Annotated in this window: 18 protein-coding genes; 6 read left to right on the forward strand and 12 right to left on the reverse strand. The window is 53.5% G+C overall.

What is annotated here, in order from left to right; genetic code table 11:
- Positions 1 to 37: 37 nt before the first annotated feature.
- From lon to nrdR, 9 genes are all read right to left on the reverse strand, one after another.
- Positions 38 to 2,500: an endopeptidase La gene (lon, locus tag ELY38_RS08210; protein WP_127061275.1), complete on the reverse strand. Its 2,463-nt coding sequence runs from the start codon at positions 2,498 to 2,500 to the stop codon at positions 38 to 40.
- A 93-nt stretch (positions 2,501 to 2,593) separates the two neighbouring features.
- A complete protein-coding gene (locus ELY38_RS08215) occupies positions 2,594 to 3,850 on the reverse strand; it encodes a DUF945 family protein (RefSeq protein ID WP_127061277.1) in 1,257 nt (418 codons plus the stop codon).
- A gap of 108 nt (positions 3,851 to 3,958) precedes the next feature.
- Entirely contained in the window at positions 3,959 to 4,432 is a 474-nt protein-coding gene (locus tag ELY38_RS08220) for a phosphatidylglycerophosphatase A family protein (RefSeq protein WP_127061279.1), read from the reverse strand.
- Positions 4,429 to 5,406: a thiamine-phosphate kinase gene (gene thiL / locus ELY38_RS08225; RefSeq protein WP_127061280.1), complete on the reverse strand. Its 978-nt coding sequence runs from the start codon at positions 5,404 to 5,406 to the stop codon at positions 4,429 to 4,431. Before thiL ends, ELY38_RS08220 begins: the two co-directional genes overlap by 4 nt.
- Before the next feature lie 36 nt (positions 5,407 to 5,442).
- A complete protein-coding gene (gene nusB / locus ELY38_RS08230; RefSeq protein WP_127061282.1) occupies positions 5,443 to 5,946 on the reverse strand; it encodes a transcription antitermination factor NusB in 504 nt (167 codons plus the stop codon).
- Positions 5,943 to 6,431 (reverse strand): 6,7-dimethyl-8-ribityllumazine synthase, encoded by a 489-nt coding sequence (ribH, locus tag ELY38_RS08235; RefSeq protein ID WP_127061284.1) that lies wholly within the window; start codon positions 6,429 to 6,431, stop codon positions 5,943 to 5,945. Before ribH ends, nusB begins: the two co-directional genes overlap by 4 nt.
- Positions 6,432 to 6,435: 4 nt before the next feature.
- Positions 6,436 to 7,602 carry a bifunctional 3,4-dihydroxy-2-butanone-4-phosphate synthase/GTP cyclohydrolase II gene (gene ribBA, locus ELY38_RS08240; protein WP_127061285.1) on the reverse strand — a complete coding sequence of 389 codons (1,167 nt, stop codon included), beginning with the start codon at positions 7,600 to 7,602 and terminating at the stop codon, positions 6,436 to 6,438.
- 181 nt (positions 7,603 to 7,783) lie between these two features.
- Positions 7,784 to 8,944, reverse strand: a complete 1,161-nt coding sequence (gene ribD, locus ELY38_RS08245) for a bifunctional diaminohydroxyphosphoribosylaminopyrimidine deaminase/5-amino-6-(5-phosphoribosylamino)uracil reductase RibD (RefSeq protein ID WP_127061287.1) — start codon at positions 8,942 to 8,944, stop codon at positions 7,784 to 7,786.
- The gene (gene nrdR, locus ELY38_RS08250) at positions 8,934 to 9,434 is read right to left on the reverse strand and encodes a transcriptional regulator NrdR (protein ID WP_127061288.1); all 501 of its coding nucleotides are present in this window, start codon (positions 9,432 to 9,434) and stop codon (positions 8,934 to 8,936) included. The genes ribD and nrdR overlap by 11 nt, the downstream gene beginning before the upstream one ends.
- A gap of 228 nt (positions 9,435 to 9,662) precedes the next feature.
- On the opposite strand from nrdR, the gene ELY38_RS08255 reads away from it, so the two are divergent.
- From ELY38_RS08255 to ELY38_RS08265, 3 genes are all read left to right on the forward strand, one after another.
- Entirely contained in the window at positions 9,663 to 11,426 is a 1,764-nt protein-coding gene (locus ELY38_RS08255; protein WP_127061290.1) for a sugar phosphorylase, read from the forward strand.
- A 126-nt stretch (positions 11,427 to 11,552) separates the two neighbouring features.
- Positions 11,553 to 12,332, forward strand: a complete 780-nt coding sequence (gene dsbG, locus ELY38_RS08260) for a thiol:disulfide interchange protein DsbG (RefSeq protein WP_127061292.1) — start codon at positions 11,553 to 11,555, stop codon at positions 12,330 to 12,332.
- A gap of 175 nt (positions 12,333 to 12,507) precedes the next feature.
- On the forward strand, positions 12,508 to 14,109 hold the full coding sequence (locus ELY38_RS08265) for a methyl-accepting chemotaxis protein (RefSeq protein WP_127061293.1): 1,602 nt from the start codon (positions 12,508 to 12,510) through the stop codon (positions 14,107 to 14,109).
- 125 nt (positions 14,110 to 14,234) lie between these two features.
- On the opposite strand, the gene ELY38_RS08270 is transcribed toward ELY38_RS08265, so the two are convergent.
- The 3 genes from ELY38_RS08270 to ELY38_RS08280 all read right to left on the reverse strand — a co-directional run bounded on the left by ELY38_RS08270 (position 14,235) and on the right by ELY38_RS08280 (position 17,812).
- Entirely contained in the window at positions 14,235 to 15,455 is a 1,221-nt protein-coding gene (locus ELY38_RS08270; RefSeq protein ID WP_127061295.1) for a glycosyltransferase family protein, read from the reverse strand.
- Positions 15,456 to 15,473: 18 nt separating this feature from the next.
- Positions 15,474 to 16,391 (reverse strand): HAD-IIB family hydrolase, encoded by a 918-nt coding sequence (locus ELY38_RS08275; RefSeq protein ID WP_127061296.1) that lies wholly within the window; start codon positions 16,389 to 16,391, stop codon positions 15,474 to 15,476.
- 386 nt (positions 16,392 to 16,777) lie between these two features.
- On the reverse strand, positions 16,778 to 17,812 hold the full coding sequence (locus tag ELY38_RS08280; protein WP_127061298.1) for an OmpA family protein: 1,035 nt from the start codon (positions 17,810 to 17,812) through the stop codon (positions 16,778 to 16,780).
- A 176-nt stretch (positions 17,813 to 17,988) separates the two neighbouring features.
- On the opposite strand from ELY38_RS08280, the gene ELY38_RS08285 reads away from it, so the two are divergent.
- The 3 genes from ELY38_RS08285 to ELY38_RS08295 are packed head-to-tail and all read left to right on the forward strand — an operon-like array spanning position 17,989 to position 20,127.
- Positions 17,989 to 18,657 (forward strand): hypothetical protein, encoded by a 669-nt coding sequence (locus tag ELY38_RS08285; RefSeq protein ID WP_246009097.1) that lies wholly within the window; start codon positions 17,989 to 17,991, stop codon positions 18,655 to 18,657.
- A gap of 4 nt (positions 18,658 to 18,661) precedes the next feature.
- Positions 18,662 to 19,252, forward strand: a complete 591-nt coding sequence (locus ELY38_RS08290; protein ID WP_127061301.1) for a FlgO family outer membrane protein — start codon at positions 18,662 to 18,664, stop codon at positions 19,250 to 19,252.
- Positions 19,253 to 19,308: 56 nt separating this feature from the next.
- Complete coding sequence (locus tag ELY38_RS08295) at positions 19,309 to 20,127, forward strand: glycosyltransferase family 32 protein (protein ID WP_127061303.1); 819 nt, start codon at positions 19,309 to 19,311, stop codon at positions 20,125 to 20,127.
- Position 20,128 lies beyond the last annotated feature (1 nt).

A 20,128-nucleotide genomic window follows, 5' to 3' on the forward strand; every position in this document is an offset into this window, starting at 1 on the left:
GTTTAGACAAGCCAAGCCATATCGTGGGGACAAACTATTAGTCATTGAACACCACCTTGGCTACGTCTTTATAGCGATTGGCAAAATGGACCGTCATACCCTCTTTCAGGTAATCCGGCAGCTCTTCGTAATCGCGACGGTTCGCTTCGGGCAAGATCACTTCAAAGATATCGCTGCGACGGGCAGCAATGACCTTCTCACGAATACCTCCTACTGGGAGCACCTGCCCGGTCAGCGTTAGCTCGCCAGTCATTGCCAGCGGACGATTAATCGCCTGATGTTTGGCAAGTGAAAGCAGCGCCGTGGTCATGGTCACCCCAGCGGACGGGCCATCTTTGGGTGTCGCGCCTTCGGGCACATGGAGGTGAACAAAAGCGGAATCAAAGAAACCAACATCGGCCCCGTACTCCTGTAAATGGCCCACGGTATAACTGTAAGCAATATTGGCAGACTCTTTCATTACATCGCCAAGCTTGCCGGTTAGCTTGAACCCGCGATCCAGTGCATGCACCTTCCCTGCTTCAATGGGTAATGTCGCTCCGCCCATGGAGGTCCAGGCAAGTCCTGTCACCACGCCTTCACCCTTAAGTACTTTTTCCTTGCGGAAAAGAGGTGCACCTAAAAACTCTTCAAGGTTTTTAACAGAGATTTTGACGGTTTCAACCTGCTCTTCCAGAAGCTTCACAGCCGCCTTGCGCACTATACGGTGGAGCTGCTTTTCGAGCTGGCGTACCCCGGCCTCACGAGCATAGCCTTCAATTACCTGTTTTAACGCCGCCTCGGATAAGTTGATGCGCTTTTTCGACAGCTTATTGCGTTCAAGCAGCTTCGGCCACAAATGGTTTTTAGCGATCGCAAGCTTTTCTTCAGCGATATAGCCCGAAAGCCGAATCTGCTCCATACGGTCCAGCAGCGGGCCAGGAATTGAATCCAGTGTGTTGGCGGTGCAGATGAACAGTACCTTGGAAAGGTCCATCCGTACATCAAGGTAGTGGTCAAGAAAATCTACGTTCTGCTCTGGGTCTAGCACTTCAAGCAACGCCGAGGCAGGATCGCCCTGGAACGACTGCCCGAGCTTGTCGATCTCATCCAGCATGATGACTGGGTTTTCGACTTCAACTTCTTTAAACGCCTGCACCAGTTTGCCAGGCATGGCGCCGACATAGGTACGGCGGTGCCCTTTTATTTCCGCCTCGTCACGCATCCCGCCAACTGAAAAACGATAGAACTCACGCCCCAGAGCTTCGGCAATAGAGCGACCGATAGAGGTCTTACCTACCCCTGGCGGGCCAACCAGCAGAACAATCGAGCCCCCCACATCGCCTTTAAACGTGCCTTCAGCGAGGAATTCAACAATCCTCTCTTTTACGTCCTTTAAGCCGTCATGATCTCTGTCCAAGACCTCACGAGCATGGCTCAAATCAAGCTTGTCCTGGCTGGTAACGCCCCAGGGCAATGAAGTCAGCCAATCCAGATAATTGCGCGTAGTGCCGTACTCGGGAGAGCCGGTTTCCAGCACGCTTAGCTTGTTGAGTTCGTCATCAATCCGGCTTTGAACACGCTCAGGGACCACCAGCGATTCAAGCCGGTTTCTAAACGTATCAACATCATTCTCGCGGTCATCCTTGGAAATGCCCAGTTCGCGCTGAATAACCTTTAACTGCTCACGCAGGAAGAACTCGCGCTGGCGGTCCTGCATTTGCGCGTTGACCTGCTCACTGATTTCGCTTTGCAGCTGGGCAACATCAATTTCCTTGCGCAGCAGTGGTAACACCTTGTGCATACGCTCAGCCACCGGCAGCGTAGCCAGGACATCCTGAAGCACGGGGCCTTTGGCAGAGGTAATCGCGGCGGCAAAATCAGTCAAGGGACCGGGCTGGTGAGGACTGAAGCGGTTCAGGTAGTGCTTTAACTCTTCGCCATACAGCGGATTGATCGGCAGCAGCTCCTTGATGCCGTTGATAATCGCCATGGCGTAAGCGCGGGTTTCTTCATTTTCCGCATCAACAGGTTCTTTGGGGTAGGTGACTTCCACCAAGTAAGGCGGCTCTTTGGAGAGCCAGCGCTGGATCTGGAAGCGCTGCACGCCCTGGGCGATGAACTGGATCTGCTGATCCTCGCCCTTTAGCTTATGCACTTTGACGGCGGTACCGATAGCCGGAAAATCTTCGTGATCAAGCGACTCGACCCCGCCCTCGCCAACAAAGGCAACGCCCAAGGTTTTATGCGGCGTATTGCCTACACGACGCATGGTTTCTTCCCAGCGCTCACGGTTGACGACTAGCGGCTGTACCTGGGCGGGAAAAAAAGGACGATTATGGATAGGCAGCAGATAGATGCGTTCAGGCAGCATATCGCTGGCGGGCACCAGCGAATTTACCCGCTCGCCATCTGAACGATGCTCCTCTTCACCTGGATCGCTTGACGCATAAGATGAGTGTTCATCTTCAGCCAGCCAGTCGAGATTATCGTGATCGCGGTCGTAATCCTGGTCGCTCATGCGTCCTCCCATAAACAGATATTGGCGGCTACACCGCCTGTGATTGCTTAAGGAATGCGGGCACAGCGCTAAAACTTCAACCCTTAGGGTATTCTATTGCGACCATATATCCGGCATAGGTCGGCCATTGACACGCCAATCGCCACGGACAACATCGAACTGTAACTCGCGGGTACCCAGCGGCAATCCCAGCCATAGCGCCGCAACAGCCGGTGCGTCATGCCAGATAAAGTCACCATCCAGGCGCTCAAGCCAGCGGGCACGCTCTTCAGGTTTATCCAGTGTGGTCACGTTGAGTTGATCGAGCTTGCGGGCATCAAAGAACAGCGCGCCATCAGCGTCTAGCTGAATCCCCAGTAGCGGGCTATCCAGCGCCACGGTGGAAACATCCAGGCGGGGTGAATCGCTCAATATCTGCAGCAGATCAGGCTCAAGGCGGGACAACAAGCCTTCCGCCATGGGCAGGCTGGTATCTCCCCAGGAGGCCTCTTGACGCAGCCGAGTAATGGTCTGGCGTATGGCATCGGCATTTAATCGCGAAAGCTCCATTTCGATGCGACCGCTGAGCAGCGGCGTGTCCGGCGCTTCCGTGGGCACCATCATATCACCCATGACCAGCTCGCCTTTAAGACGCAGCTCCGTTTCATCCAGCACCATATGGCTGTACAGATTCAGCGGCGCCAGCTGTATCTCATAAGAGGGGTAGCGCAGTGCCAATGCGTCGATTTGTAAATGGTCGCGCTGGGCGAAATGGTAGGCATCGTCAATATAAGTGTAACGACTTTCAAGAGAAGCAGGACCCAGAGTCAACTGTGCCACACCGTCTATCAATGAAAGCTGATCCAGCCGAACGCGCAGGCGCCAGTCACCAAACATGCCTTCAAGGCGCAGCCTTGCGCCACGTACTTCAAGTTCACGCCCGCTTTGCTGGATAATAAACGGCGCCAGCGCCAGTTGAAGTTCGCTGCGGCCACTCAACGTGTGATAGCGGCCCTTCCAGCGCGGTGCGGAAGCCGCAGTTACCTCGCCAACGGCGCGCTGCAAGGCGGTATCCAGGCGTGGCAGGAAAGAGCCTTCGACATCGGTGCTCAAAATGCCATGGCGCGCGCTATAGGTAAGCTCCAATTGCCATGGGCGACCCAGCAAGGGGGAAAGCAATAAGCGCCCCTGAGAACTTAACCACCCCCGGCTACTTTCGGGACGCGTTACGCGCCACTCTCCTCGCGCTTCCAGATCTTCAAGCGCCTGACGGAGACTGCGCTCAAATAGCACACTGGACAGCAGTTGGCCTACCATCCAGATAACGGCTATCGCCACTAGAATAGGGACGATTAAACGTTCCTTGCGCATGCCATCTCCTTGAGCAACCGCACCAATAGGGAGTGATATTTCGGCGGCATTACCTGTTGCGTCTGTGCAGCAGTACTTGGGCTAAATCAATTCATTAAGACTGAACTATCAGTGCAGCCAATACCACAAGTGCATTGTACTCCAGGCGTAGATCCCTGCCATGACATCATCAATCATGATGCCAAAGCCGCCGGCGACACGCCGGTCTGCCCAGCGGATGGGCCAGGGTTTAAACACATCGAAAATACGAAACACAATAAAGCCCCACAGAGCGGCCTCCCACGAGAACGGCACGGCAGCCATGGTAATCCAGTAGCCCACGAACTCATCCCAGACAATACCTGAGTGATCGTGTACACCCAGATCATGGGAAGTTTTATCGCATAGCCAGACGCCCACGATAAACGCCGCGAGCACAATGCCTAGATACCACCCTAATGGTAAATCGGCCATCATCCAATAAAATGGAATGGCGGCAAGTGTTCCGAAGGTACCAGGCGCCCAGGGCACGGTACCGCTGCCTAAACCAAACGCAAAGAAATGCGTTGGGCGACGCCACACACTTGATGGTGCACGGTTCATGGCGTTCCCTCATTAAAATGCTGCCAACCAGCATGATGATCCGGTGCAATACCTTGCACACCCAGCGCTTCAGTGCATTGGCCAATCACCGTTAAGGCCAGGCCCTGCTCATTCAGCCGCTGTTGAGCGTGCGCCACATCACCTGGTGCCAGTGTCACCAGCAATTCGTAGTCATCACCGCCTGAAAGCGCCGCTTGCTGGGCATCATCACGCCCAAGAGCGCTCTCAAGCCCCTCAGCAAGCGGTAACGCTTCTTTATCAAGTATCGCGCCTACGCCGGAGGCCTCACGCAGATGGCCAAGATCCGCCAACAAACCATCCGAAATATCCATGGCGGCGCTGGCAAGACCTAGAAGCGCTACGCCGGCGGCCAAACGTGGTTCGGGTAGCAAATAGCGACGCAGCAGCGGGTGCTCAAGATCACGTTCGCCGCGCTTCCAGAGCGCCAATCCGCCAGCCCCCCCACCCAGTTCGCCGGTGACCGCAATGACGTCACCTGGCCTGGCCCCGCCCCGGGTCAATGCACGCCCAGCGGGGAGCTCCCCCATAACAGTAACGCCGATAGCAAGCTCCCCGGCGGTAACATCGCCACCGGCGAGTGTGGCTGCATGACGCTGGCATAGCCCATGAAACCCTTGGCCAAAGCCATCCATCCATAAATGGATGGCGGCGTCATCGTTAAAGGTTCGCTGATCAAGCGTTAGCGCCATAAAGCACCAGCGTGCATCAGCTCCCATGGCTGCCAGGTCGCTTAACGCAACGGCAAGCGCCCGATGCCCTATCGCAAAGGAGGGGGCATCATGAGGAAAATGAACATTGACGACAGAGGTATCCACGCTAACCGCTAGCTGATGACCCGCTTGAGGTATTAACAGGGCAGCGTCATCGCCGCTACCCAATGCGACCCCATCTGTTGCGAGTCGCTTTTGCGATGGCATCAGATAACGGCGAATCAGATCAAATTCAGCAAGCACATAGGCCCCTTAAACGCAGCATCAGACGGCGCGCCGCTATAAGCGGCGGGCGCTGACTTCGGCACTTCTCAACCGGTTAGCCAGCTTGTCGAGAATGCCGTTTACGTATTTATGGCCGTCGGTTGCACCAAATGACTTGGCCAGCTCAACGCCTTCATTAATCACTACCCGGTAGGGCACTTCCAGGCGGCGAGAAAGCTCGTAAGCTCCCAGGCGCAGGATGGCCAGTTCCACCGCGTCTAGATCTTCCAGGCGGCGGTCCAGTAGCGGGGAGATTTCACGGTCAAGTTCGGCTTTAAAACGTACCGTATTGTGTAAAAGCTCATGAAAAAGCGCCTTATCGGCGATTTCCATCACCTTGACCCAGTTTTCATGATCTTCAAGATCATCATCAGCTACCTGGCTGCGAAACTCAGCTTCAACGCTGGTAATCGATTTGCCGGTCATTTGCCACTGATAAAGCCCCTGGACGGCCAGCTCACGGGCGGCATGACGGCTCTGCTGTGCGGCAGAGGGCTTACGCTCACGGCGCTCGCTCATTGTGACTCTCCTACGGGTAACGCGCGCAGCAGCGATACCATTTCCATTGCCGCCATGGCGGCTTCAGTACCTTTATTTCCTGCCTTGGTACCGGCACGCTCAATGGCCTGCTCGATGGATTCGACGGTAAGCACGCCGTTGGCTATCGGCGTATCGAACTCCAGCTGCAGATGGTTAATGGCCGTGTTACAACCACCCGCCACGTACTCAAAGTGCGGCGTGCCGCCACGGATAACCGCGCCCAAGGCGATAACGGCATCAGGCTTCATCACCTTCAGCACGCGCTTCACGGCCAGCGGCAGTTCCCAGGCACCCGGTACGTGGACAATGTGAATGTTTTCAGCGTCGACACCATGGCGTGTCAAACTGTCGATAGCGCCTTCTACCAGGCTATCCACTACGTGGTGATTGAAACGGCCAACCACGATCACATAACGACCGTCTACGTCGACAAACGTACCTTCAACTTGAGAGAGGGATTGCATCAATTTATTCCTGCTGAGAATTTGGCTCATATGCCGTGTCATTAGGCCCTACCAGCTCGACGACTTCGAGGTCAAAGCCTGAAAGCGCTGAAAACTTCCACGGAGAGCTTAGTAGCCGCATTTTGCCTACGCCTAAATGGCGTAGAATCTGCGAGCCAGTACCAATCGTTAAATAGTTACCTGTGCCGTCTGAGTCGCTGGTGCGCGGTTGATGTACGCGATCCAGAAACACGTCCAGCTGATTTTTAAAATCCTGATGTGGGTGTCCATCATCAATCAACACCAATACACCGGCAGACGCGCCTGCAATTTCTTCCAAGGCCTGCTGGGCATTCCAGCGGCACTGCTCACCCTTGGTTAATCCCAGTACGTCGCGCAGCGTATCAGCCAGATGAACGCGGACCGTGGTCGCCTGCTCCGGGGCTGGCTGACCTTTCACCAATGCGATGTGGTGCGCCCCCTGAATACGATCACGAAAAACATGCAGCGCCAGTTCACCTTGAGTGGTAGCCACTGTGGTGGTTTCCACATGATCAACCGTCTGCTCATTGACGATACGGTAATGAATCAAGTCGGCAATGGTGCCGATCTTGATATCGTGCTGCCTGGCAAAAGCTTCAAGTTCTGGCCTGCGCGCCATGCTGCCATCATCATTCATGATCTCACAGATCACGCCGCTAGGGTCACAGCCTGCCAGTGCTGCCAAGTCACAGGCGGCTTCCGTATGGCCAGCACGCCGCAATACACCGCCGGGCTCTGCCATCAGCGGAAAAATATGCCCGGGTTGAACAATATCGGTTGGCTTGGCGTGCGGCGCACAGGCTGCCTGAACGGTGCGTGCCCGGTCAGCTGCTGAGATACCAGTGGTTACGCCTTGCGTTGCTTCAATGGAAAGCGTGAACTTGGTACCAAAACCCGAGCCGTTATTACGCACCATCAGGGGTAAATTCAGCTGCTCACAGCGCTCTCGCGTCATTGGCATGCAAATAAGGCCACGGGCAAAACGCGCCATGAAATTGATATGCTCGGCTTCAACCTTTTCGGCTGCCATGATGATATCGCCTTCATTTTCGCGATCCTCATCGTCCATGAGAATCACCATTTTGCCCTGACGGATATCATCCACCAGCTCGGCAATAGAGGCTAAGCCCCCAGAGGAGGAGTGCGCCATGAAATCTCCCAGATATGTGTTCACACGGTATGCGATTTTGCGCAGCGTCGTTATTGTACAGTACCAAATTTGATCGATATCGCATTTGGCTGACCCTATATTTTGACGACCTGCATTTGGACGACCTGTATTTGGACGGCCTGTATTTGGACGACAGAGTACCTTGCTATCGCCGCATGCGCTAGTCAGGCTGCGGGGTGGCTATAATACGCCAATCACTGCCCACTGCGCGTATATCGTGAATCTTTAACCGCCGCTGGTCAGCCATGCGCGAGAGTCCTGGCAGCGCGAAAAGCGGCTTTGCTTCGCCGCCCAGTAAAGTGGGGGCAACAAAAAGTTGCAGCTCATCCACCAGCTTCGCATCCAGCAGCGCCCCGGCCAAGGTGGCTCCGGTTTCAACCAGCAGCTCATTAACCTGTTCGTGTTTCGCTAGCCAATCAAGCAACTCATTCAGCGGCAGCCGCCCGTCGCTCCCGGCCTCAAATACGTGCACCTCGGCACCAGCGGCCGTTAACTTGGCGCGCTTTTCAGGCGAGTGAGCAGGCGTTGTCATCACCAGCGTGCGGCCAGGCTCGCTCAGACAGGCGGCGGCTAGCGGCAGCCGCAACCGGGTGTCCAAAATCACCCGTAGCGGTTGGCGCAGGACAACGCTTTCGGCATTCTCCAACTGTAGCTGCTCAGCGCGCAGGGTCAGGCGCGAGTCATCCATGATAATCGACTCGACGCCGCTTAAAATGGCGCTAGAGCGCGCCCGCAACCGTTGTACGTGGCAACGCGCCTCCTGGCCGGTTATCCATTGGGATTCGCCAGACCCCATGGCGGTACGCCCATCCAGGCTCATAGCCATCTTAAGGCGCACGAAGGGCCGTTTATGCTGCATACGAGCGATGAAACCTGGATTCAGGGCTCGCGCATCCGCCTCCAACAGTCCAACGTCAACCTCAATGCCAGCCGCTTTGAGCAGCTCGATCCCACGCCCGCTTACTTGAGGGTTAGGGTCCACCATGGCCACCACTACTCGCGCTACTTGAGCGTTGGCGAGTGCGACCGCACAGGGGCCTGTTCGCCCAGTGTGCGAGCAGGGCTCAAGCGTAACGTACGCCGTAGCGCCTTTGGCATGCTCACCGGCGGCATTAAGCGCATGAATTTCTGCATGGGGTTCACCTGTCCGTAAGTGAAACCCTTCGCCGACGATACGCCCAGATTGGCCAGGGAGTTGCTGAACAATGACACAGCCCACCCGCGGGTTTGGGTCAGTGGTATAAAGCCCGCGCTTTGCCAATTGCAGCGCGCGCGCCATATAGCGATGGTCAGCTTCGCTAAATAACGTCCTACTGCTCATTGGGCGACTCGCTTTTCACATCCGCTGACAAGTGAGAAGGCTCTTGTGAAAGACGATCTATTTCGGCACGAAACTCGTCTATGTCCTGAAATTTGCGATACACCGACGCAAACCGGATATAGGCGACCTGATCCAGATTTTTCAATGCCTGCATTACCGACTCGCCAATATCCCGCGCATTGATCTCACGATCACCTCGGGCACGCAGCGTTTGACGAATCCGCTCGACGGCGGCTTCAATTGCTTCAGCACTCACCGGGCGCTTTTCCAATGCCCGCAACATGCCATCGCGTAATTTTGCTTCGTTAAAACTTTCCCGGGAACCGTCTGCCTTGACCACGCGGGGCATCAGCAGCTCAGCCGTCTCATAGGTAGTAAAGCGCTCATGGCAACTGGCGCACTGGCGACGCCGACGCACCTGGTCGCCATCTGCCACCAGCCGCGAATCGGTTACTCGAGTATCGTTCGCACCACAAAAAGGGCAATGCATAGCGGTAAACCCTGTTGTCAGCCCGTGCTGTAAGCCGCACGAATAAGCATGTTATAACCTGTTATCACTTACAAACGCATTCAGTCACCCATCAGCTACACGTTTAGAGGCTCTGATGGTTTAAACGCAATATTAACCTTGTATTGTAGCGACTTGGCACACAAGCTGCATTGATTCAATACATCTTATCGATTAATTCAGGAGTAAGATTGTTATAAGGAGGCCTGCATGCCTGAGTTCAAAAAGACGCTTCACGTCTATTTAACGCATCTTTATGGCCCACGCGCAGAGGAAGTTCAGCGCCGTTTACTACAGCACATCGATCATTTTCTCCCCCTACTAACGCCCTCTGCACGCAGCAGTGCGCCTCATTCTCAATCAGCACCAACATGGAGCGAAAAGGACCAGTGGCTGATCTGTTATGGCGATTCCATCATTGATGCGGATTTACCGCCACTGGCGGTGCTGGATGACTTCTTGCAGGCGCGTTTAGGTGATCGTATTAGCGGCGTCCATGTTCTGCCCTTCTTTCCTTGGAGCAGCGATGACGGCTTCTCGGTGATTCACTACCGTGAAGTCAATCCTGAGTTAGGCGACTGGCCCCATATCCAGACGCTAGCCCGCCATTATGATTTGATGGCTGACCTTGTGCTTAACCATGTTTCCAGAGAATCACTGTGGTTTGTCGATTACCTGAGCGGCAGCTCACCTGGCCGCGATTATTTTATTGAAGTGGATCCTGAAACGGATGTTTCCCAGGTTACCCGCCCACGTAGCAGCCCACTCTTGGTGCCGGTTGCGACACGTCGCGGGACACGCCATCTGTGGGCGACCTTTTCTGAAGATCAGCTCGACCTGAACTTTGAAAACCCAGATGTACTGCTTGAGTTTGTGGGCATTTTACTGTTTTACCTGCAGCAAGGTACGCGAATCATTCGCCTGGATGCGGTAGCGTTTCTATGGAAACGGCTGGGGACTTCCTGCATCCATTTACCTGAAACCCACACTGTTGTACGCCTGTTACGGGCGATTGTTGACCATGTTGCCCCTGGTACTTTACTGGTTACCGAAACCAACGTGCCCCATGAGGAAAATATCAGCTACTTCGGTTTGGAACGATTGCCCGAGGGTGCACCCGACGAAGCGCATATGGTTTATCAGTTCGCGCTACCACCGCTACTGCTTCACACCTTGACGCGAGGTGAATCAGAGACTCTGCAAACCTGGTTGTCGAGCCTACCGGTACTGCCAAACCAATGTACATACCTCAATTTTACAGCAAGCCACGATGGTATTGGCGTACGCCCTTTAGAAGGCTTGCTACCTAACCATGAACGTGACGCGCTTTTGGAGCTGATGCATCGCTTTGGCGGTTTTGTCAGCATGCGCAGCAACCCCGATGGCAGCGATACACCTTACGAAATCAATATTACCTGGTTTGAGGCAATGCGCGGCACACGCCGCGGCCCTGATCCATGGCAGGTTGCGCGCTTTTTATGTAGTCAGGCCATCATGCTGAGCCTGCAAGGCATTCCCGCTTTATATATCCACACGCTGACCAGCACGCTTAACGATGTTGAAGGGGTTGAACGGAGTGGTCGTTTGCGCTCCATTAACCGCCGCCGCTGGCAGCGAAGTGAGCTTGACCTGCTGCTCGATAATACGGCAAACCCGACCCATTATATTTTTCATGCACTTTGCCGGTTTCTCGAATGTCGCCGGCAGGAACCTTGCTTTCACCCTAGCGCTGCACAGCGTGTTCTTGTATCACCGCCCGAGCTGCTTGCCATTGAACGCGGTCCACTACGCGACGGGCGCAGGCTACTGGCGCTTTATAACGTGACAGATAAGCCTCTACCACTTCCAAACGCTGGCGATGCCGTTACCCAGGCGCTTGAACAGCATGATTGGCAAGCCATTGAAAGTGATAGTCCAGAACTGGAGGATACACTGCCGCCCTACGCAGTACGTTGGTTAATCACTTTGGCGTAGTCTGAAAATGGTAACGACCTGCCCCCCATCCAGGGTGTTTTTATATGCTCTGTTTACTTGGTCTGATAGGTTATGGCGAGTTCATGGTTCTCTTTGCGCACTTGCGTATCAGACAAGGATGATGTGATGTCTTTTAGACCTTCTGTTATTAGCAGCCTGCTTTTAATAGCCAGCGTTAGCACGGCAAGCCAAGCAAGCGAGTTGCCCGCCCCCATTCAAGCTCTGGCTGACCAAGGATGGGAAATTCATGGACAGTTTGACGCTCCCGGCGGCTTGCGTGGCTTTGGCGCCAGCACTCAAGGTCAGGAAATTGCTATCTACCTGACGCCAGACAGTGAACACGCCATTGTTGGCACATTGATGGATAGCCAAGGCAATAACCTGACAGAGGCGCAGCTTGATCAACACGTCCGCACCGCCCTGGAAGCCGAAACTTGGCAACTGCTTGAAGAGAGCCACTGGATTCAGGATGGCAACCCTGACGCCCCACGGCTGGTTTATACCTTTACCGACCCCAACTGCTCATACTGCCAGCAGTTTTGGGAACAGACTCGCCCCTGGGTTGAGGCGGGCGAGGTCCAGTTGCGTCATATTATGGTAGGCATATTAGCTCCTGACAGCCCCGCCAAGGCAGCCGTGCTGCTGGGCGCTCATGACCCGAGTGCTGCTTTTAAACGTCACAAAGAGAGCGAAGCCATTACGATAAGCGCTCAGCCTCGCGATATTGAAGATCAGGTGTATGCCAATAACCAGCTGTTCGAAGGCTTGGGGCTCTATGCAACCCCCACCAGTGCCTTTCTACGTGAAACGTCTAACGGCGATATACGTATTGAGCGTATGCAAGGAATGCCAGACGAAGCGCAGTTGACCAAAATGATGGGTGGCCCAGCACCTGATACAAAATAAAATAGTATTTTTACTAAAAAATACACCTAACCATCTGTTTTTAAACGCCTGTAGATCAGGCGTTTTGTTTATATATCCCTCTTGCAAAAAATAAGTCGCCATATCCCTAAGCACATAGCCAGCCCGGCCGATATATAAGCTTCATTCACTTTTTGAAAGGCTGTAACAGAAAATCATGACGCGACTGACCATGAACCAACGACTCTGGGGCATATTGGGAATTATCTGCCTTGCCATGTTAACGCTGGTAGGCTGGCTAACCTGGGAAACCCGCCAAACCATTGAAGAAGAGCGCCGCACCAGTATCCAATACGTCGTGGAAAGCCTTTCTTCACAATTACAGGCGCTTCAAGCGCAAGCAAGTCGTGGGGAGATTACGGTCGAAGAAGCCCAGCAGCGCGCTATTAATAGCATAGCGAATGCAAATTTTGCTGAAGGAGAATATATCTTCGCCTTCGATGACCGCATGCGTATCGTGTCGCACCCAAACCGCCCTCGTGGCGAGGACATGAGTAACTATAAAGATGCTAGTGGTATGGATCTGTATAGCGCATTTCTTGATGCTGCGCGCTCAGGTGGCGGGCATGTTGACTATTACTCACGCCGCCTATCAGGCGACGAACAGTTTCCTAAAATCAGCTATTTTGCTTATTTACCAGAATGGGGCTGGGCATTTGGTGCAGGCATCTATGTCGATGACATTAATGCAGCCTTTGTCAGTAATCTTGTTCGCTCGCTGATTGCCTTTTTGATCATTGGCATCCCTGTTGCACTACTGATGGGTTGGGTTATTCGCGATGTGGGGCGCCGCTTGGGCGGAGACCCACGCTACGCTGCAACAGTAGTACGCCATATTGCCGATGGCGACCTGACCCGAAATACCACGCTTGCACGCTCTGATCAAGAAAGCCTGCTGTATGATATTAACCGCATGCGTGAATCGTTAGCTGACACTATCGGTGATATTCATTACGGCGCAGATCAGGTCAACAATGGCGTTGAACAAATTGTGGGCGTTAATGAGGAGCTTTCGACGCGTACCGAGCAGCAGGCTGCGTCTCTGGCTGAAACCGCTTCCAGCATGGAAGAGCTTACGGCAACGGTGAAGCAGAATGCCGAACATGCCGATCACGCCCGCAAGCTGGCCACCACAACCGCCGATAATGCGCGGCGCGGCAGTGACGCCATGACCGCCGTGGTGGATACCATGGCCAACATCAACGAAAGCTCGGCGCAAATGAGCAGTATCGTTAATACCATTGATGCGATTGCCTTCCAGACCAACATTCTGGCGCTCAATGCGTCCGTGGAAGCCGCGCGGGCAGGCGATCAGGGGCGGGGGTTTGCGGTAGTGGCCAACGAGGTACGCCAGCTTGCCAGCCGCTCTGCCGCCGCCGCCCAAGAAATCAAAAAGCTGATTGAGAACTCCGGCGCCAAGGTTGCCGATGGTAGCCAGCAAGTCCGCAACACCGGCGAGATCATCAATAGCGTCGTGACTGACATACAGCAGCTCAGCACGTTGGTACAGGAAATTTCTGCGGCCACCAGTGAGCAAAGCAGCGGTATCGAACAGGTCAACCTGGCGGTCACGCAGATGGATCAGATGACTCAGCAAAATGCGGGCCTGGTACAGGAAAGCAACCACGCAACGCAGTCACTTGCACAGTTGAGCACGCAGCTTCGCCAGCGCGTGGCTAATTTCCGTATTAATCAAAGTGCAGCGCCAGCCGCTCTGCCCTCGTCGGCACGTTATGTTACTGAAGAGAGCAACTTCTAGGCCTTAATCACGCTCGGCAGGCTGGATCCTGCCCGACCAAACGTCTTTTCAGAATAAACAACGCCCTCTTTGCCTTCTGGCTCAGGGGGCGTGTTAACTTATAGGCAACTGCCTTGCTTCATGTTTTATACCTTACCCTGATTATCCAGCTCGACAGCCTCATGCATCCGGCTTAATAGATCGGGCACTGCCGCCTGCACCCGGTTCCAGCTGGGGATAAAAGGCCGCTCACGAGGGTTATCCAAAAAGAGGTTGCCTGCCTCCAACAGATTACTGGCAAACAGCTCTACCGCCTGCTCTTCGCAGTGGCGGTCCAGACTTAAGCCGTTCATGGTGGCGTCATGGTCATAGGCTTCTATCAGATCCAGCGCCAGCCGGTAATAAGTGGCCTTTAGCGTCCGGAAATCTTCGCTACTAAAACTTACGCCTTGGGTAGCCAGCTTACGGTATAGCGCCTTGGAAATATCCAGACTCATTCGGTTCAAGCCGCCGCTAGGGTCCTGTTCGCTGATGGGCTGGTGTTTATGGTCATAAGCATCAGCAATATCTACTTGGCAGAGCTGGCGGTGGGCGTAGTTACGCTGTAACTCAGACAGCACGCCGATCTCAAGCCCCCAGTCTGCGGGTATGCGAATGCCTTCCAATACCTCACTACGCATGGCGAACTCACCTGACAGCGGGTAGCGGAAACTATCCAGATAATCCAGGTAAGGCAATGGCCCGCAAACAACTTTAAGCGCGCGCAGCAAAGGGGTTACCAGCAAGCGTGATACCCGGCCATTGAGTTTGCCTTCGGCAATACGGGGGTAATACCCCTTACAAAAACTATAGTGAAAGCGCGGATGCGCAACCGGATACATCAAGCGTGCCAAAAGTCCCCGGTCGTAGGTAAGAATATCGCAGTCATGTAGCCCAACTACGGTTGAGCGGTGCGAAGCTAAGACATACCCCCCGCAGTACCACACGTTACGTCCCTTACCGGGTTCCAACGCACCCAGCCCATGGCTTTCAAGCTCTGCGTCCAGCTCGCGCAGACGCGGGCCGTCATTCCATAGAATACGAGTATGCTGTGGCAGGCGTGAAAAAAACTCCCGGGCGTATAAAAACTGGTCGCGGTCTGCTCGGTCCAGACCAATGACGATTTCATTTAGATAAGGGACTTGTGCCAGTTCATCCACTATTTTGGATAGCGCAGGCCCTTCCAGCTCAGAAAATAGTGACGGCAAGATCAGCCCCATGGGGCGCCGCCTGGCAAACTGGATAAGCTCTTTTTCTAGCGCTTCAACGGGGCGACGTGTGAGGTTATGAAAATCGGTAATCACTCCATTTTGGTGAAAATCACTCATATGCTTCCCTCCCTGGCTTTATTGAGTAATAGCAGCGCTTTGCTTGGCCGCACTTAACCGGCGGCTATCCTGGCCCCACCAGTAAGCGACTCCTTCCGCCCAGCCACTCGGCCCAGTGGCTTTCGTGCGATATAGCGCTGAGGTTTGTGGTGTTACAGACGATTTATGAATGCCCTTAATGACGACTGCCTGGTCGACTACCTCTAGCATCGTCATATCGTTTGGCCCATCACCCAGACCTAATGATAGCGGCGTACACCCTCGTAACGTAGCAAACCGTTTGATCAACCATGTGACAGCGCAGCCCTTATCTGCTGAACGCCCCATTACATGCCAAAAGCGCCCTCCCTGGGTAAGTTCAAGACCATCACCTTCAAGGGCAAGGCGAAAGGTATCAATCGATGCAGTGTCATCCTGCCAGATAAGCGGTTCGCTACCTTCGCGTTGCTGTGCCTTCTGGGCGCGCCTTTCATCCAGGCCGGTCAGTTTAGCCACGTCCTGAACGCTCAACTCATTCATGCTCGTAAACTTAATGCCCAGACGCTTTCGCCATATCCGTAAGCGTGCCCGAATAAAGCTAACATCAACCCCCATGTGTTTTATAACCACACCATCTCGCCCATTACCGGGGCGGTCTAGACGCGCATGACACCAACTGGGTGGCAAGCCAATAATCGCACCGTTTTCGGCGACAAAAGGAGTGGCGGTAAGCCCTAACGCCTCACGCAGGAGCAATAGCTCTGCTCGCGTTTTGCTTGTCACCGGAATGACCGGCACCCCTAATTCTTTAAGGCGCGCAAGGCTAGGGGCGGCAGGCGAAAAGTCATAGCTATGGTGGTCAAGCAGTGAGCCATCTAAATCGGTTAGCACCAAACGTGACCGACGCTCTGCGTCAGGTATATCGGCTAGCAATGTAGTACTGATATGCTCAGACATACACGGCCTCTTGTTGGCTGGAGATACTCAGGGTGTTGTCTTAAATTACTACCATACACAAGCAGCTTTTAGGCCAAAAATAAAAAACCATTTTATTATCCAAAAGTTAATACAAAGCGCTCTGTAATAGAGCCACTGACCTATAAAATATAGCTGGCTCAAAGCATTATTGTTGTGCGCCTGGTGTGCATTAAGAAAGATTAAAAAACACGTCAAAACCTTCTAGTCGACTTAAAATTGCTTACTAAAACTTGGAAAAACCTACACTAGAGCTAAATTGAAATTGTACTCACCGGCACCTTTGTATACCCCCTCACCTGATGCCGGTGAGTTGCAATAAGCCAAGCTTTAGGCCCGTCACCCCCGGCGGGCTTTTTTTATGCCCTTTATTCAATATGAATGACCACTTCTACCCGCCGGTTACGTGCCCGGCCTTCTGGCGTGCTGTTATCTTCCAGTGGCTGGGTCGCCGCCAAGCCAACAGCCCGCAGGCGTTCTGGAGCAACTCCTTCGGCTTCCAACGCCTCTACAATCGCAATTGCCCGCGCGCTCGAGAGTGCCCAGTTAGAAGAGAATTCATTGGTACTAATGGTTTGGCTATCAGAGTGGCCTTCTACCCATACCTCACCTTCATAGCGCTGTATGGTTTCTAACAAGCTACCTACCAGAGAAGAACCGCCGCTAGTTAACTCTGCCGCTGCTGAAGGGAATAACAGCTGGTCCTGTACCCGCAAACTGATCCCTTCCGCTACACGGGTTACCTCTACACCCTCAAGGTTTGGCAAGTAGGGCGAGGTTTCAACACGCTCGACTAACGCTTCTTGTATGGCCTCAGCGCTATTAATGGCGTCTATCGATATTTCCTGCACGTTGACCGGAGGATGGTCAGTGAGTAACACCATGTAGTTCGCTAACGGGGTAGTTGAAGCGCTATTCCTCACAGGTATTAACGGAGTAGGCAATGCCACCGGAGGCAGCCACGCCAAAGGCTCATCAACCTCTACCGGCGGCGGGCTTCCAAAGCGTGCAAGTGCCAGCAAGGGTGGCGGCACGTCAGGTAGCGGATTTTGTTTGGGCAGACCGGCCACTCCCAGCGCCACACTGACTGCGGAAGGCTCCAGGCCGCGGCGCCACGCCTCTAGAACCGGTTGCCGCATCGCACTTTCCATCACCTCTGGAAGCGGCACTTCAAACACAGGGCCTGCTTCTTGCACTATTTCTTCTGACGATGCCTGCTCTGATGATGCTTGAAAAATTTCAGCTTTCGTTGCGCCAGCCGCCGCGATGATAATGACAAAAAGCGCCACCAGCAGTGTCATAATATCGATATAGCTAATCATCCACCCGCTACCGCTCTCATCAGAGGGATAAGCTGACATTAGCGAATCATGGCGCGAGCCGCCGCGGTGATCTTCAAGCATTCGGGTTATCGCTCATTCAAGTTTTCAACCTCATGGCCGATGGTTACTAGGCATGACAAATCTGAACTAGTCTATCAAAGACCCTATGACGCGATAAGGAACCTCTGGTGCATAGCTGCTTAAGCCGTTTTTTTACTACCCAATTATTTCGCTTAGCAAGTATAGGATTTACCGGCTTGCTGCTAAGTGGGTGTTTCTACGCCAACACTTCCCAGGCCCCCATCGCCACCACTTATCCTTATACAGAACAGCAGCGCATGCAGGCCGCCCATCACTGGGAAGTGCTGGCCCGCCATGAGGCCAATAATATTTTGCAACGCGAGCGGGTCCGCTTTCGCGATTTGCATATCACCAACTCCGTTAATCAGGACCTGCATTTCTATAGTGGCGGCGAGTTTGAACGCGGCTTTCGCACGCTACTGACGAGCGAACTCGTCTCACGTGGTGCCAATCTGACCACTGTACCGACACCTAACGCCGCTAATATACATATCGGTGTAGAAGTGGTTGCACACCGCGACCGCAGTTTTATTCGTCCGCCTACAGGCGCCTTTACTGCACTCACGGCGGGTATTGCCGTTGCCACGATTCCCATCAACCGATGGGCAGAACCAGCGCTTGGGTTAATTCCTGCGGCCATCGCCGCTGACGCCGTTAGCGGTAACTGGACCCATACAGGCAACGAAGAAGTTATTATCACCACACAGATTATTGACGGTGAGCACATTCTTTACTCTTCATCGAATATTTATTACATCAATGCAGGCGACCGTCGCCAATATGCGCCCCACCGTGTTCCCCGCGCGCCGGTAACTCCCTCTATTTCCATTACTGATAGCTGGTAACGTCATGCCTTTTACATCAACTTTTGTACTGCATTTGCGCAAGCGCTTAGCCATTGGCAGACTGTTCATCGTTGGTCTTTTACTCATCTCCATGGTGGGCTGCAGCGCCATGGGCAATTCAAACAATAAGCAGCCAAAACCCGAGCCTGACCTTTCCGAGCTGGCCCATAGGGCAGCGCAACAGATGATTGCCAGCAATCCAGATCTTACGCGCTATAGCCCCATGATTGCCGCCACCTTTGTCAGTATCGATAACCTCAGCCAGTCTTCCACCTTTGGGCGCATCAGCTCTGAAATCATGGCGTCAGCCCTTGCCCAGCAGGGTATGCAGGTACGCGAAGTCAAAATGCGTGACAGCATGTTTATTGAAGAAAGCGTAGGCGAGTTGATTCTCTCCCGGCAGGTGCAGCGCTTAAGCTCGCAACATAACGCACGCTCTATCCTGATGGGTACCTACGCTCAAGGGCAGGACTATTTGTACGTAAGCACTCGGGTGGTACGCTCAGGCGATGCCATGGTGCTGGGCAGTGCCGATTTTCGCGTAAAGCTGGACAATAACATGCGTAGCCTACTGGAAGGTCAAGGAGGCTGGTAAACTAGCTGCTTTCGCCGCTTAGTTTAGCGGCATGTTTGCCTGTCAGGAAAATGTTCATGCCCGTCTCAACTGTTTTTAAAAGTGCGCTTATTGTTGGCACAAGCCGATTGATTAAGCTATTTGCCAATATCACCAAGCTGTTGAGCTATGTTTTTCATACCGTTTTACCCAACAAGCGGTTTACCTTGCCGGAGCGGGCTGCACCGTGGCTTTCCCCCAAGGGGGAAGCTACTATTCCGCGCATTATCTGGCAGACCAACTTCACCAACAAGGTCACGCTTCCGGTCTACCTGAATTATTTGTTTAACCGGCTGATGGCGCCCCGCTTTGAATACCGGTTCATGGTGACAGATGCACGACGCCAGTTTATTGCAGCCCACTGTGATAACGAAGTGCTTGCTTGCTATGACCGTTTGCAAATTGGAGCAGCTCAAGCGGATCTCTGGCGATTGATCGTGTTGCAACTAAATGGCGGTGTTTATCTGGATATTGATGCCCATGCTATCTGGCCGCTTGCCAGTACCGTGGGCCGAGGCCGAGATGAACTTTACGTTGTTACGCGCCAAGGCGATTTCAGCAATTATTTTATTGCCAGCAAACCTAATAACCCCAATCTCGACAAGCTTATTCGTAACGTTTGTGACAACATTGAGACGAATGAATCAACCAATGTATTTGATATCACAGGGCCTGGCGTTTTCAACAAGACACTTGATAAAACACTTACTCCCAGCGTCTCTTATCGCCATGCCTGTAACCAAGGCAGCTTTACCAATGAGCATTTCCAGTATATTGACAAGCCAGCAGGTAAATGGACCAGAGAGCAGGAAAAAGTCGAAGTAGTGGGTCCTAAGTCTTCAACTATCGAGTATTGAA

Source organism: Vreelandella nanhaiensis (genome assembly GCF_003990185.1).
GTDB lineage: Bacteria > Pseudomonadota > Gammaproteobacteria > Pseudomonadales > Halomonadaceae > Vreelandella > Vreelandella nanhaiensis.